Source organism: Shewanella livingstonensis (assembly GCF_003855395.1).
GTDB classification, from domain to species: domain Bacteria; phylum Pseudomonadota; class Gammaproteobacteria; order Enterobacterales; family Shewanellaceae; genus Shewanella; species Shewanella livingstonensis.
The window spans coordinates 2381341-2399614 of the sequence record NZ_CP034015.1 but is presented as its reverse complement, the minus strand read 5'-3'; the positions used below and the strand labels follow the sequence as shown (position 1 = coordinate 2399614).

The 18274-nt window shown below is 42.2% G+C and carries 10 protein-coding genes; 3 read left to right on the top strand and 7 right to left on the bottom strand.

What is annotated here, in order from left to right; all coding sequences use genetic code 11:
* Positions 1-8: 8 nt before the first annotated feature.
* The 5 genes from glgC to malQ form a co-directional block, all read right to left on the bottom strand.
* A complete protein-coding gene (gene glgC / locus EGC82_RS10360) occupies positions 9-1271 on the bottom strand; it encodes a glucose-1-phosphate adenylyltransferase (protein ID WP_124730690.1) in 1263 nt (420 codons plus the stop codon).
* Between the two features lie 95 nt (positions 1272-1366).
* A complete protein-coding gene (locus tag EGC82_RS10355) occupies positions 1367-3943 on the bottom strand; it encodes a glycogen/starch/alpha-glucan phosphorylase (RefSeq protein WP_124730689.1) in 2577 nt (858 codons plus the stop codon).
* Positions 3943-6042, bottom strand: coding sequence for a glycogen debranching protein GlgX (gene glgX, locus EGC82_RS10350; RefSeq protein ID WP_124730688.1), 2100 nt, complete (start codon positions 6040-6042; stop codon positions 3943-3945). The genes EGC82_RS10355 and glgX overlap by 1 nt, the downstream gene beginning before the upstream one ends.
* 44 nt (positions 6043-6086) lie before the next feature.
* Entirely contained in the window at positions 6087-8315 is a 2229-nt protein-coding gene (glgB, locus tag EGC82_RS10345) for a 1,4-alpha-glucan branching protein GlgB (RefSeq protein WP_415837578.1), read from the bottom strand.
* A gap of 10 nt (positions 8316-8325) precedes the next feature.
* Positions 8326-10569 carry a 4-alpha-glucanotransferase gene (malQ, locus tag EGC82_RS10340; protein WP_124730686.1) on the bottom strand — a complete coding sequence of 748 codons (2244 nt, stop codon included), beginning with the start codon at positions 10567-10569 and terminating at the stop codon, positions 8326-8328.
* 652 nt (positions 10570-11221) lie between these two features.
* On the opposite strand from malQ, the gene EGC82_RS10335 reads away from it, so the two are divergent.
* On the top strand, positions 11222-11797 hold the full coding sequence (locus EGC82_RS10335; protein WP_124730685.1) for a CoA pyrophosphatase: 576 nt from the start codon (positions 11222-11224) through the stop codon (positions 11795-11797).
* A 123-nt stretch (positions 11798-11920) separates the two neighbouring features.
* On the opposite strand, the gene EGC82_RS10330 is transcribed toward EGC82_RS10335, so the two are convergent.
* Positions 11921-12256 (bottom strand): hypothetical protein, encoded by a 336-nt coding sequence (locus tag EGC82_RS10330; RefSeq protein WP_124730684.1) that lies wholly within the window; start codon positions 12254-12256, stop codon positions 11921-11923.
* Positions 12257-12437: 181 nt separating this feature from the next.
* On the opposite strand from EGC82_RS10330, the gene asnS reads away from it, so the two are divergent.
* Positions 12438-13838 (top strand): asparagine--tRNA ligase, encoded by a 1401-nt coding sequence (gene asnS, locus EGC82_RS10325; protein ID WP_124730683.1) that lies wholly within the window; start codon positions 12438-12440, stop codon positions 13836-13838.
* A 425-nt stretch (positions 13839-14263) separates the two neighbouring features.
* A complete protein-coding gene (locus EGC82_RS10320; RefSeq protein ID WP_124730682.1) occupies positions 14264-15880 on the top strand; it encodes a methyl-accepting chemotaxis protein in 1617 nt (538 codons plus the stop codon).
* Positions 15881-16185: 305 nt separating this feature from the next.
* Here EGC82_RS10320 and uvrB read toward each other — a convergent pair whose 3' ends face one another.
* Positions 16186-18207 carry an excinuclease ABC subunit UvrB gene (gene uvrB, locus EGC82_RS10315; protein WP_124730681.1) on the bottom strand — a complete coding sequence of 674 codons (2022 nt, stop codon included), beginning with the start codon at positions 18205-18207 and terminating at the stop codon, positions 16186-16188.
* Positions 18208-18274 lie beyond the last annotated feature (67 nt).

The following is an 18274-nucleotide window of genomic DNA, read 5'->3' as shown; positions in this document are numbered from 1 at the left end:
TATGATCCTTATTCAAAACCAACGGCTAAACCCAACATTTTACGCGTCACTAAGGTAATGCCTTTTTCCGACACCCTAAAGCCCCTCGCCCTGTCATGATCATGATTATAACCAATCACCATGCCCTCAGGTATAATGCAACCTCGATCTAAAATGGCATTTTGGATTTTACAATTTTTCAATACCACTACATCGGGTAATAATACTGAGTCTTTAACTAATGAATACGAACACACCCGTACTTCGTCAAACAACACGCTACGCTTGACTTTAGCACCCGAGATAATACAACCGCCGGATATAATTGAATCAACCGCCATACCGCGTCGATTATCATCATCAAACACAAATTTAGCCGGTGGAAGCTGTTCCTGATAGGTCCAAATAGGCCATTTTGCATCATATAAATTCAATGCTGGCGACGGCGACAACAATTCCATATTTGCTTGAAAAAATGAATCTAAGGTACCCACATCGCGCCAATAAGCTGGCTCGTCAGACACTGAGGTGGTGAAAGGAAACGCGAACACGTTGTGCGTTTTAATAATTGCCGGAATGATGTCTTTGCCAAAATCACGATCTGAGTTTTCGTTATTGGCATCTTTTCTCAATTGTTCGAACAAAAATTTAGTATTAAAAACATAGTTGCCCATTGAGGCTAAACACTTTTCTGGGTCATTTGGCGTTGGCTTAGGTTGGGCGGGCTTTTCTTCAAAACCAATCACCCGATTACTACTATCAACTTCCATTACCCCAAAAGCATCGGCGGCTTCTGCAATAGGCGTTTCTAAACAACACACCGTCATGTCGGCGCCCGATTCTGCATGCGCTGCCAGCAAGCCTGCATAATCCATTCGATAAATATGATCGCCAGATAAAATCATTACATATTTAGGAATTTCATGACGAATAATGTCGATATTTTGAAATACCGCATCGGCAGTGCCTTGATACCAATTACCCGAGGTTTGCTGTGATGCCGGTAAAATTTCAACCGACTCCCCGAGCTCCTTTTTAAAATGGCCCCAGCCGCGAGTAACATGTCGAATAAGTGAGTGAGACTTATATTGTGTCACTACGCCTACACGGCGAATGCCTGAGTTAATACAATTAGATAACGGGAAATCGATAATGCGATATTTACCCCCAAAATACAGCGCGGGTTTAGCGCGCCAGTCGGTTAATTCATATAACCGAGAACCTCGACCACCCGCTAAAATAAGCGCATAGGTATCACGAGTTAAATTACTAATATAACGAACATTACTCATAAGCAGACTCCATTTGGCTATTTAATATAGCCATCAATAAATAAGCATTGATCCATGACTTACCTTGTTTGCGGCATCACACCGCTATCCCTGTATTACTGTTTCATCCATATTTCATCACGGTAGCCCGCTATGGTGTTGTCACTTGAAAAACGTCCGCTGGCAGCGGTGTTTCGAATACTTATTTTTTGCCAACTATCTTGGTCAAGATAGGTTTTGGCTACTTGTTCTTGTGCCAGGTAATAGCTGTCAAAATCAGCAGCAGTCATCCATTGGTCGTTAGGGTCAATAATCGAGGCTATAATGTCGTCGAAAATACCCGGTTCAACTAAATTAAAATGACCACTTTTCAACATGCTCATTACCCCACTAAGGGCTTTTGAATGTTCCACAATCTGTTGCGGCTGATAATGAATTCGCGCTTGAGTAACTTGGTTAGCATCTAAACCAAATAAGAAAAAATTATCATCCCCCACCTCTTCAAGCATCTCGATATTAGCGCCATCCAATGTGCCGATGGTTAATGCGCCGTTCATCATAAATTTCATGTTACCGGTGCCTGATGCTTCTTTACCCGCTGTTGAAATCTGTTCAGATAAATCGGTACCCGGGCAAATTTTTTCCATGGCACTGACGTTGTAATTGGGCAAGAAAGCCATGCGTAAAAATGGCGTGACCAGCGGATCTGAATTGACCATATGGGCGACGTTATTGGCCAACTTAATAATTTGCTTCGCCATGGCGTAACCTGGCGCAGCCTTACCACCAATCAATACACAACGTGGCACCATATCCTGGGTGTCACCATTGAGAATACGGCGATATAAATGAATAACATGTAAGATATTCAGTAGTTGGCGTTTGTATTCATGGATGCGTTTCACTTGCACGTCAAACATCATTGTGGGGTCAAAATCGACATCGCATTGTTGTTTTACAAATGTGCTTAAGGCTTGTTTATTTTCAATCTTTATTTGCGCCCATTCTTTAACGAACGCCTTATCATTGGTAAAAGCATTTAATGCCGTAAGGCGAGATAAATCGTTAATCCATTCATCACCTAAACGACGACAAATGAGTGACGATAATTTAGGATTACAATGAGCAAGCCAACGCCTTGGGGTAACACCGTTGGTTTTGTTATTAAATTTGTCGGGCCATAATTGGTAAAAGTCATTAAACAGCCCTTGTTTGAGTAATTGAGTGTGCAACCCTGCTACCCCATTGACTGAAAAACTGGCAACAATGGCTAAATAAGCCATGCGAATATGCTGCTCAGGGCCTTCTTCTACAATTGACATACTGGCTAACTTTTGAATATCTCCCGGCCAATGGTGAGCCACTTGTTCTAAATAACGGGCATTAATTTCGAAGATAATTTCAATAATTCGCGGTAACATATTTTTCATCATCGGCACAGACCAACGCTCTAACGCTTCAGGCAATAACGTATGGTTGGTATACGCCATAGATTGACGGGTTATCGCCCATGCAGCGTCCCAAGTTAAACTGTATTTATCCAGCAACAGTCGCATTAGCTCAGGTACTGCAATACTAGGGTGAGTATCGTTAAGTTGTAGTACGTTATGCTCGCTAAACTGGCTAAAGTCTTCACCAAATTGGCTGACGTAACGAGCCAGCAAGTCTTGTAAACTGGCAGACGACAAAAAGTACTGTTGCCTCAAGCGTAATTCTTTGCCGTTGACGCTTGAGTCATTTGGGTACAACACCATGGTGATTTGTTCAGCTAAATTTTTTGTGGCGACCGCTTCGGCATAATCACCTTCGTTAAATTCTGCTAAATCAAACTCGTCATTCGCTTCAGCTTTCCATAATCGCAGTGTATTGATCCGACCATTTTTAAACCCTGGAATAGGCATGTCATAAGGTACGGCCAACACATTTTGCGTATCGGCCCATACATGATGTCGGTGCCCCTGCTTATCGACATAGGTTTCGGTATGACCAAAAAACGGAACACTCACAATACGATTGGCAATCCGCACTTCCCATGGATTACCATGACGCAGCCAGCGGTCTGGTCGCTCAACTTGATAACCATCAACAATTTTTTGCGCAAACATTCCGTATTGATACCGAATACCATAACCTGTGACCGGTAGATCTAAACTGGCGCAGCTGTCTAAAAAACACGCGGCTAAGCGGCCTAATCCGCCATTGCCAAGACCGGCATCTTGTTCAACTTGCTCCAGTTCTTCTAAGCTAGTGGCATAGTCGATTAACACTTGTTGGGCATCATTGGTCATGTCTAGACTCAGTAATGCATTGCCTAAAGCTCGGCCCATCAAAAATTCAAGAGACAAGTAAGCCACTTGTTTTTGTTGATATTGATTGTCTTTTATCCGCGTTTGTCGCCAGTTATCGAGCATTTGTTCTTTCACGCTGTGCGCTACAGCATTAAACAGCTCATGTTGTTCATGCTCGTCTCGACACAAACCATAACGGATGTGCCTGGCAAGTGATGCAGATAAACTGTCACAGGGTTCACAAGGATCCTCATGAACGCTGAGCACTTGGTCAGCGTCGGAGGCTGCAGCAATTTTGTCTTTACTCGGGCCTTTAATGCTAGCTTTACTGGTCGCCTTAGTATTAGTGCGACTGGATCTGGCAGTCAGTTTTTTTACACTGGCGTTATCTTTGGCTGTGGTCATCAATTGCTCCTGGTAAATTCGGTGTGAAATAACATTAAACTGCGACTAATTAAATTCACTTGCTGATCGGCGTCCACTTCTGGCTCACTGTATTGGGTATGCAATAAGCAATGCCAATGGCGAAAATGGGTTAATTTAGGCAAGGTAAATTGGTGGGGCAACTCATCAACGTTAATCATCAGTAACAACGCCTCAGTACTTTCCGCAACGGCACCAACATCGGCATCGGCTAAATTACCGGTTAAAATAACGCTTAAGGTACGGGTATGATGTTCGCACCAATGTGATTTGGTCATCACCTCGCCTTGGCGGTTAAACCAAGCCAAACCATTATCAAATACTGCTTCGGGTTTATGAATAAAGGCTTGATGACACAACATCGGAAAGCGTTTTCGCAAGCTGATTAACTGCGCGGTAAAATTCACTAATGACCAATCTATTTGCTGCCAGTCAAACCAGCCAAGTGGATTGTCTTGGCAATAGGCATTATTATTACCTTGCTGTGTTTGGCTGGACTCATCACCCGCTAGCAACATCGGCACGCCCTGAGATAACAATAAACAGGTAAGTAAATTACGTTTTTGACGTGATCGAATAGCATTAATAGCTTCATCATCCGATTCGCCTTCAATACCATAGTTGTTACTGCAGTTTTCTTGATGACCATCGCGGTTATCTTCACCGTTGGCCAAGTTGTGACGGTCGTTATAACTGACTAAATCGTGCAAACTAAAACCATCGTGACTGGTAATAAAATTGATGCTAGCTGCAGGCCCTCGGCCGTTATGCTCAAAAAAATCACTCGAGCCATGAAAGCGCTTAGCAAACTCAGGTAATAAGCCACTGTCGCCACGCCAAAATCGGCGCATTGCATCACGGTAGCGATCATTCCATTCACTAAACGCTACAGGGTAATTACCAAGCTGATAACCACCAGGGCCAATGTCCCATGGCTCGGCAATCAACTTAACCTTGCACAGGACGGGGTCTTGGGTAATGGCATCAAAAAATCCACTTCCAGGGTCAAAGCCATAGGCCTCACGCCCAAGACAACTGGCTAAATCAAATCGAAATCCATCCACGCCCATCACTTCAACCCAGTATCGTAATGAGTCCATCACAAGCATTAACACTTGCGGATGATTAAGATTAAAGGTGTTACCGCAGCCAGTATCATTAATATTGAAGCGCTTATCGTTAGGCAATAAACGGTAATAACTGGCATTGTCGATGCCGCGAAAACTGTAGGTCGGCCCCAAATGATTTCCTTCGGCGGTATGGTTAAACACCACATCGAGGATCAATTCAATCCCAGCACGATGAAGTGTGGAGACCATTTGCCTAAATTCAGCAATATCTCCTTCAGCAGATAAATAAGCTGAGTGAGGCGCCATAAACGCAATGCTGTTATAACCCCAATAGTTATTGAGGCCTTTTTCAATTAAAAAAGGCTCATCAAAAAAACCATGCACGGGTAAAAGCTCAACGCAGGTTATGCCTAAGTTTTGTAAATAATCGACTATAGGCTGACTTGCTAAGCCCGCGAAGGTGCCTTGTTGGGTTGAGTTAACCTCAGGATGCTGTTGCGAAAAACCTTTTACATGGGTTTCAAATATAATGCTTCGAGCTAGGCTAATATTAAGTGGGGCTATCGGAATATCGTTAACAAAGCCACAATCTATTACTTGAGCTTTGGGTAAATAAGGCGCGCTGTCTTGGGTATCAAATGACAGATCTGCATCACTGGCTTTAATGTCATAGCCATAAAGTGCTGAATGATATACCAACTCGCCCACTAACTTTTTTGCGTATGGGTCCAGGAGTAATTTATGATGATTAAACCGATGTCCTAGTTGGGGCTGATACGGTCCAAAAACGCGGTATCCGTATAAAAGACCAGCTTGAGCATCATCAAGATGGCAGTGCCAAATTTGCCGAGTTTGCTCGCTCATTATGTACTGAGCAACCTCTACATCCCCTGTGGGATCAAAGATACACAACACCACTTTGGTGGCATGCGCTGAGAATAACGAAAAATTCACCCCGCTATCATCAACTGTCGCCCCTAGTGGATAAGGATAACCAGCGCTAACATCCATAACATGTCCTTTTAAAGTACAACCCTGCTGTTTAATATCTAGCATTATTGTGGCAATTCATGCTGCTCTGGCGCCCATAGACTGCACCCCAAAGGTGGCACTGTAATCTCTAAGCTGTAAGGCATACCTTGCCATTGTGTCGGTTGTGTTTCATACGTCCCATCGTTAACAACATGACTGCCGCCATAATGACGATGGTCACTGTTGAGTATTTCGCTATAGGGCTGGTCCGTCGGCAGACCAATCCTGAAATGGTGATAAACCTGTGGCGACATATTGACCACAATCACCACAGGCTGCTTTTTATCAATGCCAAACCGGCAAAATACTAGAATGTTATTGTCAGCATTGTTACAGTCGAGCCATTGAAAACCTTCACTCTGATGATCATGTTGATGTAGTGCAGGATATTGCTGATAGCACAGATTGAGATCGCGCACCCAATCTTGCACGCCTTGATGCGGCGCGTAGTTAAGTAAATGCCAGTCGAGGCTCTGGTTATGATTCCACTCATTACGCTGGGCAAACTCATTGCCCATAAACAACAGTTTTTTACCTGGATGTGCCCACATAAAACCGTAATAAGCACGCAAGGTGGCAAACTTTTGCCAATCATCACCGGGGATTTTATGTAATAGCGAACCTTTGCCATGAACCACTTCATCATGACTAAGCGACAAAATAAATTGCTCGGTAAAGGCATACACTAAGCTAAATGTTAGCTCGCCATGGTGATAGCGGCGAAACAGTGGATCACTACTGATGTAACGCAGCGTGTCATTCATCCAGCCCATATTCCATTTAAAACCAAAACCTAAGCCATTATTACTGGTTGCTTGCGTTACCCCTGGCCACGCGGTTGATTCCTCTGCAATCATATTAATGCCCGGGAAGCATTGATACATGCGTGCATTGAGCTCTTGTAAAAAACTGATAGCTTGCAGGTTTTCGCGGCCACCCAATTCATTGGGGATCCATTGATCGGCAGTGCGGCTGTAATCGAGGTACAACATCGACGATACTGCATCAAGGCGCAAACCATCAAAATGGAATTCTTTTAGCCAGTAATACGCATTGCTGTATAAAAAGCTGCGTACTTCCGCGCGGCCATAATTATAAATGAGCGTATCCCAATCAGGATGCTCACCTCGGCGCGGATCTTCATGTTCATATAAGCAGCTACCGTCAAACTTCACCAGTCCGTGAGGATCTCGAGGAAAGTGCGCCGGCACCCAATCAAGCAATACGGCAACGCCTTGCTGGTGGCATTCATCGATAAAAGCCTTAAGACCATTTGCATCGCCAAAGCGATACGTGGGTGCAAATAATCCTACCGGTTGATAGCCCCAAGAACCGTCAAACGGATACTCGCTGATTGGCATCAATTGCAAATGAGTAAAGCCCATCTCTTTGACATAGGGCACGAGCTCAGCGATTAACTGGCCATAATCAGTATAATCTTGGCCGTCTTCACCGTTGCGGCGCCACGAGGCTAGTTGCACTTCATAAATAGACATAGGTTGTGAATGAGGCTGACTGTTGGCTCGTTCTGTTAACCATTGACTGTCTTGCCAGTCATAAACGTCAACATGAGGAATTTTTGAAGCATTGTGAGGCGAAGGCTGCATGGCGACAGCATAAGGGTCAGATTTAATCATTTCATTGCCGTGCACATCGCAAATAGCGAACTTATAATGTTGATCGGGTTCGACATCTGCAATAAAAATATCCCACAGCCCACTACCAGGATGATGGCGTAATATATGGCGTTTTTTGTCCCATAAATTAAAGTCACCCACCACTGAGACTTGTTTAGCATTGGGCGCCCACACACAAAAGTGAACCCCGGTTACGCCATGATGCTCGCGCCAATTAGCCCCTTGAAAATGATAGGTTTGCAGCTGACTGCCTTCACCAAATAAGTACACATCATCTGGGTTCAATAAACTGTCAAATTGATAAGGATCATTAATCAACTGTTCGCACAATGGATATTGCACTCGCAGTAGGTAATGAAAAGGCTTCACTCTGCGGCCTATTTTGCCTGCAAACAATCCTTGTTGATTAACTTGCTCAAGGCTAGCCACTTTACGAAGATCGTTTGCATTTAGTACATCAATACTGAGCGCTCCGGGGATAAAACAACGAACAACCAATGCTTTAGCATCATTAATACTGTGCATACCCAGCAACGAAAATACGTCGTTGTACTCACCATTTAATAAGGCTATTGCACTAGCTTGCTCAACATACTGGGTTGCTACAGTCATAATCAATGATCCATTAATGGCCGAGTTTATCGGATGAAGGGGTGTTTACAGCACTAGTGCTGCTACGGGAATGGCTGCGAGATTGTCGAGCTGACGCTATCGCTTCAAGACGTTGTTGCACCTTAGGGCTTTGGGACATCTGCTTAATAGAAAGCGGTAAGCGGCGTTGCCAATTAGGAAACTCTTTCCAGGTACCAGGAATATTAACCCCGTGTTTATCGGCCACTAAATCACTTAATTGCATACTGAACAATTGCGCATTGCTTTTAGCGGCAACACTTATCCAAGCCAGTAAAATAGGGTCAAAATCCAATTGTTCAACAGAGGCAGTAGGAGCCGGCAGCTCAAATACATGTTCACGGATAAGTAAGTCAACTAATTGTTGTTTTTCCAGCTGACGCTGGGATAAAAGCTGCTGTAATTTGCCATCAGTTTCAATCAGCTCAAGCTGACGGCGTAGGCGTAAATCGGCCCCAGACCACCACGCAAACAGTGTTGGTACATCATGGTTAGCCAGCATCATCAAGCTTTGGCGCTTATGCTCTTTTGGTGACTTAAAACCTTGATGTTGTTTACAGAAATAGAATAACTCATTAGATAAAATACCGGCGTCGCGTAAACAAGAGACAATTTCGGGTGGCACTATACCTAGGTCTTCACCGATAACAATGCAGCGCGCCTGCTGGCTTTCTAAACAAACAATCGCTAATAAGGTTTCAAGCGGGTAATACACATAACTGCCATGGCCCAGATTTTCTTGCAACGGCCACCACCATAAACGCAGTAAACCCATAACGTGATCGATTCTCAAGGCACCACAACTTTGCATATTACTGCGAACCAATTGGATGAAGTGGCTAAAATTATGTTGCTTTAATTTAACCGGATCGAATGGGGCTAAGCCCCAATTTTGGCCTTGCTCTGCAAATGGGTCTGGCGGTGCGCCGATACTGGCGTTATCACAAAACAAATCAACATTGGCACTCACTTCAGCCCCATGACTAATTGCACCTACGGCTAAATCACGAATAAGCCCAATACTCATGCCGCATTGTTTCGCATTAAGCTGACAAGCTTGTAATTGCTCATTAGCCACAAACTGCAGGTATAAATAAAAGCCTGCATCTTGAGTGAAAAATTTTGAGGCTAATGTTAACTCCATCGCCACAAACTGCATTAACGCAATCTTATCTTGTTCTAAAAATGCTAAGTAATCCTTAAACCTAGGCGTTTCATGCTTCACGTGGTCCGAGCAAAATATTTGATACAACTTTTCAAATGCAGCATATTTTAATTGCTGAACTTCATCATAGTTAATTAAATGGGCTTGATTAAGCACCTGCCTTTTTTGTTGCCATTTTTGAGATAATAACTCTTCATTAAGCGCGTTATATTCATAAACCGCTTCAATTTGAATGTATAACGGATTTAATCGACGGCGATCTGTTGGGCTGTAAGGACTGGGATTATCTGGCTGGCTGATGTCTAAAGCATGTAACGGATTAAGTAAAATAAAATCAGCTCCACCGTGGGCAGCATAATCAATCAGTTCAGCTAAATTACCAAAATCACCGATACCCCACTGTTCATCATTGCGTAATGCATATAGCTGGGCATTGAGTCCCCAAGATTGTTTATTGGCGGTTAGCGTCTGCGTTAAACGGCCCTGATAAGCCATCGATGGTGCCACCATCAATTGGCCATGTAACGTTGCAGTTTTGGCTGGGTCACTAACAAAATCTACGCTAACGTGGTAATAACCTAACGGCTGGTTTGGTTGATTCAGTAATAATCGATATTGGCAATAACGCTGGTCGTTAATATGATATTCACCAGTAATAACTGCATCATTAACATTTGCGCTGATGCAAATAGTGTCAATATTTTCACCGCGAATGGTGATTATAAAAGTAAAGGGATAGCGCTCTGGTAAATAGATATCGACATGAGGTTTATCAACGCCACACCATTGAAACCCATGCAGCGGCATCAACCAAGGCATAACATCAAGTTGCTCTATTCTTGCCGCTATCTGTTGCGCTGATAATTGTTGTTGCGAAAAAGCATCTACATTAAATGGCGGCAACGCTGACTCATTCACACCGTGAAGATGATCGTGCTCATGGAATGATGACGGCAACAGCATGGTAGTTAAAATGCCCTGCCTATCCTTAGCGGGTATATGAACAAGATTACCAAAACAATCGATAAACTCTGCCCCTACGCCTTGCAAATATAGCAACTTCTCTAGTCCCATATTTGTCTTCCTCGCGATGATTAACTGCATTAATTCCAGCAGTTACCATGCCAGTTAATCATAACAAATTGACTACAGATTAATTACCGTAACATGACAGCTATTATCTAAAGTTAATCAATAACTTACTTTATACAAATAACATTAGCACACTTGTTTAATACAAGTGTTTAGCATTTGTTTTTTGCACAAAAATAGCGCGCAGTGCACCAAACAGTGCAAATGCTTAATCACATTTTATTGAAGTTGGATCAATAATGATCGTTACAATAGACACTATTAATAAACTCATTCCATAACACTGAACAACTAACACGGCATATTTTATTAGCCAATGTATTGCTCCGTATATTTATCAATGTTGATATTGAGCATAAGCTTGATCACTCAGATTCTTGAGGGGATGACCAATTAAACCATGGCGTGGCGACATCGTTACCACAACTGATTATTGGTTTTATATAACAGATTTACCCTAGACGGATTATCATTAATATCACTTTATTTCATCTGTTATGTTGAGTTGAGGTTAAAGACCAAGCAATTGCAGAGTTCTGTTATGCTGGTAAAGTTTCGCCGTTGGCCATAATTTATGTTAGCAAACCTCAGCGTAAACGACACTTGTGACAATAATAGGATTCAGACGTTACCGATGAATAAACACGAATTTACCTTACGCTATAATTTACATAACCTGCGTGCAACGATAACTTCTGCGCCCTTATCGTATCTTGGTCGCCAAGCAGCGGTGTTAATTGCAGTGATGGAAATAGAGCAACAACTGCATATTATTTTAACCCGCCGTCCAATGCATTTACGCCACCATCCTGGACAAATTAGTTTCCCAGGTGGCAAAGTGGAACCTGAGGATATTGATATGATCCATACCGCGCTGCGTGAGGCGCATGAGGAAATTGGTTTATTGGCAGATAATGTCGATATATTAGGAGTGTTCCCCGCTCATAAAACCTTTACCGGCTTTGAAATCACCCCTGTTGTGGCCATGGTCAAACAGCCTTTTGAGTTGATGCTCGACCCCGGTGAAGTGGATGACTGCTTTTTAGTTCCCTTAAGTTTTTTTATTGAACGCAATAACCGCCATAATATGTTCCATTACCGCCATGGCGCACGGTATAAAGTGCACTTTATGCCATTTGAAGACAAATTTATTTGGGGGGTTACTGCCGCAATTATCGACTTATTGTGCCGACATATAGACGTTAATTAACCATCAACCTCTGAAGACTTAAACAAAGACGGTTTGAACTAGAACAATTGACACTAGCAACAAAGTTGATGTGTCAATCATTCAGTTTATATCTATTGATAGCATCAGCCACAAGCCAGTGGATTACACCACGTAACGAATATACAAACCTGCTGACAGCGATACCAAAAACAATAATGGGATATTAACCCAAAAGCCAATTCGCGTAGTGGCTTTGGCGTAAAAATTCACCAACAAATTAAGAAAGCTTACCCCAGCACACCACCAAATTAAGTATTCTAATTTAATGGTTAATTCAGGGTCCCAATTTAAACGTACTGACACACCTTTACTTAAAAAGTAGCCTACTGCGCGATCAGGTCTGGCTTCGCCAAAGATAATCAATGCATAAATGGCTAAGCTCCAGCCTAATAATGACAAAATCGTTAATACCACTTGTATAATACCTAAACGAGACATGGCCTTTTCCTTGATTAACGAGACAATAAAGGGCTAATTCGCCAAATATTTAATCGACTTACTCAAAAGTATCACAATAATCTCTATAGAATAGCGTTTTCAGCTTGAGAAAAGCCACCAGCAAGGTAAGATAAACCCCAATTTTATATTTATATTCGATACGTTGGAGAATAAAGCAACAATGAGCATTGCATCTGTCGCTTCTGTATTTAAAGCTGAACACGCCGTTGGTTCGCAAGTCACCGTTCGTGGCTGGGTAAGAACTCGCCGTGATTCAAAAGCGGGTATCTCTTTCTTGGCCGTGTATGACGGTTCATGTTTTGACCCAATTCAAGGTGTCGTACCAAATAGCCTAGCCAATTACAATGACGATGTATTGAAATTGACTGCTGGCTGCTCTGTCGTTATGACAGGTGAAGTGGTTGCCTCTCCGGGTGCCGGTCAAGCATTTGAATTACAAGTATCTGAAATTGTGGTCACGGGTTTTGTTGATGATCCTGATACTTACCCAATGTCGGCTAAACGTCATTCTATTGAGCATTTACGTGAACTTGCCCATTTACGTCCACGCACCAACATTATTGGTGCCGTAGCCCGAGTACGTAACTGTTTATCGCAAGCTATTCACCGTTTCTATCATCAAGAGGGTTTTATTTGGGTATCAACCCCGCTTATTACCGCTTCTGATTGTGAAGGTGCGGGTGAAATGTTCCGCGTGTCGACCTTGGACATGGAAAACTTACCACGCACTGACGCGGGTAAAGTTGATTACGATAAAGATTTCTTCGGTAAAGAAGCATTTTTAACTGTTTCAGGTCAGTTGAACGCTGAAACCTATGCTTGTGCATTATCTAAAGTGTATACCTTTGGGCCAACTTTCCGTGCTGAAAACTCAAATACGACTCGCCACCTTGCCGAATTTTGGATGGTTGAACCTGAAGTGGCATTCGCCACATTAGACGACGCTGCTGAATTAGCCGAAAAAATGCTTAAATTCGCTTTTAAAGCGGTACTTGAAGAACGTATGGATGACTTAACCTTCTTTAACGAACGTGTTGATAAAACCGTTATTGAACGTTTACAAGCCTTTGTTAGCAGTGATTTCGCGCAAGTGGACTACACTGAAGCGGTTGAAATCCTTAAAAACTGTGGTAAGAAGTTTGAGTTCGCAGTGGAATGGGGTATCGATTTACAGTCTGAACATGAGCGCTACTTAGCTGAAGAACACTTTAAAGCGCCAGTAGTGGTTAAAAATTACCCTAAAGACATTAAAGCTTTCTACATGCGCTTAAACGATGATGGTAAGACTGTTGCCGCAATGGACGTGTTGGCACCAGGCATCGGTGAGATTATCGGTGGCGCACAACGTGAAGAGCGTTTAGACGTGCTTGATGCTCGCTTAGCTGAAATGGAATTAAGCCAAGAAGATTACTGGTGGTACCGTGACTTACGTCGTTATGGCACCGTGCCTCATTCTGGTTTTGGTTTAGGTTTTGAGCGTTTAGTATCGTATGTGACTGGTGTTAATAACATTCGTGATGTTATTCCATTCCCACGAGCACCTCGCTCAGCAAGTTTCTAATCATCTTAATGATACAAAACTTTAAAAAACGCGCCAATTGGCGCGTTTTTTATTGACTGTTTTTCGATTTCTAATACGTATATCATTTTATGCTTAATATCCCATACTCAACCTAGCGCTCAATACAACTGACTAATTTTTAAGCCTTAACAAAAACAAATCAAATATTGATTTTTTGATTTGCTACGACTAAAAGTTGATTTTTAAATCATAATAATCATAATTAAGAAACTTAAACACCACGAACAAACAACCTAGTCGCAACCAAACAACAGTAAATTACTGTCTAACAACTAAATACGACTAAACGACCTATTTATTAGACATAGCTTCAAAAATTTCACCTTGTTAAATGATATGAATTTTATAACACGTTATTCTCTTTACATTGTAAGTCATCAATTTTATTACGTTAAGGTATTTTTATGAATATGAAGTTCTCCATCAAGAGAATGCTCCAAATTACCATGATGCTGACTTTAACGTCACTTATCTTGTTATCTTGGGTTATGAGTGTTCAGCAATCACGAATACATGTGAATGTTGAAAAAGAAGAGCTGCAAGTAAATGCTATATTTGCTTTAAAAGACACTCGTTACTATGTTGTACAAATACAACAATTTTTAACCGATGTGGGGGCAACTAAAAGTGATGAAGCAAAATCTGAAGCACTTGAAAGCAAGCAAGGAGCTCTACAACAGATTGATGAGTTGATTAAATACGCTCCTGAATTTGCCATGCAGGCTCAAAACATTAAACGCCAAGTCAATTCTTTGTATGATTCAGGTATAAAAATGGCCGATGCCTATTTAACTCAAGGCACCGAAGCAGGCAATTCATTAATGAAAGACCCTGGTGGCTTTGATGATGCTGCAGGAGACTTAGCAGAAAACTTAGATCAATTGGCACAACAACTTGATGAACAATTTACTGCAACTGTTATTGAAACGCTTATCGCAACCACTTCAGCAGCAAGGGTACAATTATGGGGCAGCATTGTCCTCGGGTTATTTATTGTGATCATGATGATGGTACTTTACCAACGCATATTAACCCCACTGAAAAAACTTGATGATTCAATGCGCAATGTGGCATCTGGAGCAAAAGATCTAACGGCAAGGTTAGACGATAGTGGCGATGATGAAATTTCTAAGGTGGCATCAAGCTTTAATATATTTGTTGCTAATATTTGTGAGTTGATCATCGATTTTAATGGTAATACCCAACAATTAGGCACAACAAGTGTTCAGTTGGCTTCTGCCAGTAACGAAACCTTAAATGGAATGCAACGGTTACAAAGTGAAACGGAACAAGTCGCCACCGCAATGAATCAAATGCAAGTAACCGTTATTGAAGTGGCAAACAATGCTGAGTTAGCCGCTCAAGCAGCACAAGACTCAGATGCACAAGCGCTTCATGGTGATAACGTTGTAAAGCAAACGATTATTTCAATTGACCATCTTGCTAAAGGTGTTGAACAAGCGGCTAATGCACTGCACCAACTGCAAAAAGATACCGACAATATTGGTACTATTTTAGACGTAATCCGAGGGATTGCAGATCAGACCAACTTACTGGCATTAAATGCTGCAATTGAGGCTGCTCGAGCTGGTGAACAAGGACGAGGTTTTGCTGTGGTCGCTGATGAAGTTCGAACTTTAGCTAAACGTACTCAAGATTCAACTAATCAAATCCAGCAAATGATCGGTCAATTGCAGTCTGGCGTAAAAGGGGCGGTGACAGTAATGACATCCAGTCGTGAACAAGCCATAAACAGCACAAAGCAAGCCGCACAAGCGGGTGATGCGCTAACTCAAATTACTCAGTCTGTAGCGATTATCGCCAATATGGCGACTCAAATAGCAACCGCAGCAGAACAACAAACGGCTGTAAGTGATGAAATAAATCGTAATATTGTTAATATTAGTGATGAATCGCGATTAACCGTCGCCAATGCCCTGCAATCAAATACTGCCAGTATCCAAGTTGACCAATTATCACAACAGTTAAGAGATCAGATAGGTCAATTTAAAATAAAATGATACCGTTTGATGCCTTAATTAATACATTGATATCATTAAGATTATCAGTGGCCAGGCTTAAACCGTTGTTAATGGTTAATCTGGTCGTGTGCTAACCCTAATCGATATTAACTGCAACGCTAGCTTATCAATAGCCACCAAACAGCGCTTAGTTCTACTGTCGCCGTTATAGTAAAAAGCAGTTAATACTAAGTAGTTTAATTAATGCCCCATTGTTAATTGACAAGGGGCTACGTTAGTATTATCGCTGTTGTGTTAACCGTTATGATAGAGCTGGATCCCAGCTTACATACCAAAAGATGATATTAGCTGTTAACAATAATCAGATCGCGTAAATGTTTAACATCATCCCGCACCGCTGCAGCTTGCTCAAACTCTAAGTTTTTAGCATGTTCGTGCATTTGCTTCTCCAGTTTATCAATTTGATGACTCAAATCGGCAATACTGGTGTATTTAGCACGTTCTTCGGCTACTTCAGCAAATTTAGAGTGATTTTTACGCGTCCCTTTACTGAAGTTAGTATCACCAATATCCATCACATCGGTAATACTTTTTACAACTCCGCGGGGCACAATGCCATTAGCAATATTGTGCAAGTGCTGCTTTTCTCGTCGGCGCTCAGTTTCATCCATGGCTTTAGCCATAGAGTTTGTTATGCGATCGGCATACAAAATAACTTTACCGTTAACATTACGAGCTGCGCGACCTATGGTCTGAATAAGTGAACGCTCGGAACGTAAAAAGCCCTCTTTATCGGCATCTAAAATACACACTAATGACACTTCAGGTAAATCAAGACCTTCACGCAATAAGTTAATCCCAATCAGTACGTCAAAACGTCCTAATCGTAAATCACGAATAATTTCAACTCGCTCCACGGTATCAATATCAGAATGCAGATAACGAACCTTGACGCCATGTTCGTCAAGATACTCACTGAGGTCTTCTGACATCCGCTTAGTTAAAGTGGTCACGAGTACCCTTTCATTCACCGCCACGCGTTTGTGGATCTCAGACAACAAATCGTCAACTTGAATACCAACCGGGCGAACTTCAAGTACAGGGTCGAGTAGTCCAGTTGGTCTCACCACCTGCTCTGCTATCTCGCCAGTGCTTTTTTCAAGTTCATATAAACTGGGCGTAGCCGACACAAAAATAGTTTGCGGCATTAACCGCTCAAATTCTTCAAACATCAATGGACGATTGTCTAATGCTGATGGCAATCGAAAACCATACTCGACTAAATTCATTTTTCGACTTCTATCACCTTTGTACATAGCACCAATTTGCGGCACCGTCACGTGTGACTCATCAATAATCAGTAAACCATCCGCAGGTAAATAATCTAATAGTGTTGGTGGACCATCTCCAGGTGATCGACCGGATAAATATCGTGAATAATTTTCGATTCCTGAGCAATAGCCTAACTCGACCATCATTTCAATGTCGTATTGTACCCGCTCGGTGATCCGCTGAGCTTCAATCAATTTGTTGTTGTCGAGTAAATATTGGCGACGTTCGCGCAGTTCTTGTTTAATATCTTCAGTTGCAGCAACAATTTTTTCTCGGGGCGTCACATAATGGGTTTTCGGATAAATAGTGGTACGCGCAATCCGCTTGTTAATCTGTCCAGTTAATGGATCAAATTCGCTTAAGCGTTCAATTTCATCATCAAATAATTCAATTCGAATGGCTTCGCGTTCTGATTCTGCCGGAAAAATATCGATCACTTCACCGCGAACTCGATATGTTCCACGTTGTAATTCAATATCATTACGTTTGTATTGCAGTTCACTGAGTCGAATGAGAATATCACGTTGCCCCATAAAATCACCTTGGCGCAAATGCAGTAACATTTTCATATATGAATCGGGGTCACCCAAACCATATATAGCCGATACTGAGGCAATGAGTACCACATCTTTACGTTCTAATAGCGCCTTAGTGGCCGATAAACGCATTTGCTCAATGTGAGCATTGACTGATGCATCTTTTTCTATAAAGGTGTTAGACGCGGGTACATACGCTTCTGGTTGATAGTAATCATAGTAAGAAACAAAGTATTCAACCGCGTTGTGCGGGAAAAACTCTTTCATTTCACCGTAAAGTTGCGCCGCAAGGGTTTTGTTAGGCGCCATGATGATGGTCGGCCGGCCCATTTGCTTAATCACATTCGCTATGGTGTATGTTTTACCGGATCCCGTCACACCCAATAATGTTTGGCTCGCTACACCAGCTTCTAAACCATCAACTAATTTTTTTATCGCTGTAGGTTGATCGCCGGCGGGTTCAAATTTGGACTCTAGGGAAAATACTGACTCTGACACAAGGCGGTTTCCTATTCTAATGAACCATTTATGATATACCTAAACACAGGTGAATGGCGATATATAA

Excerpts from the sequence above, each read along its gene's own strand:
- glgC (WP_124730690.1), bottom strand. The coding sequence starts at position 1,271 with ATGAGTAATGTTCGTTATATTAGTAATTTAACTCGTGATACCTATGCG.
- EGC82_RS10355 (WP_124730689.1), bottom strand. The coding sequence starts at position 3,943 with ATGACCACAGCCAAAGATAACGCCAGTGTAAAAAAACTGACTGCCAGA.
- asnS (WP_124730683.1), top strand. The coding sequence starts at position 12,438 with ATGAGCATTGCATCTGTCGCTTCTGTATTTAAAGCTGAACACGCCGTT.
- EGC82_RS10330 (WP_124730684.1), bottom strand. The coding sequence starts at position 12,256 with ATGTCTCGTTTAGGTATTATACAAGTGGTATTAACGATTTTGTCATTA.
- malQ (WP_124730686.1), bottom strand. The coding sequence starts at position 10,569 with ATGGGACTAGAGAAGTTGCTATATTTGCAAGGCGTAGGGGCAGAGTTT.
- EGC82_RS10320 (WP_124730682.1), top strand. The coding sequence starts at position 14,264 with ATGAATATGAAGTTCTCCATCAAGAGAATGCTCCAAATTACCATGATG.
- EGC82_RS10335 (WP_124730685.1), top strand. The coding sequence starts at position 11,222 with ATGAATAAACACGAATTTACCTTACGCTATAATTTACATAACCTGCGT.
- glgX (WP_124730688.1), bottom strand. The coding sequence starts at position 6,042 with ATGGATGTTAGCGCTGGTTATCCTTATCCACTAGGGGCGACAGTTGAT.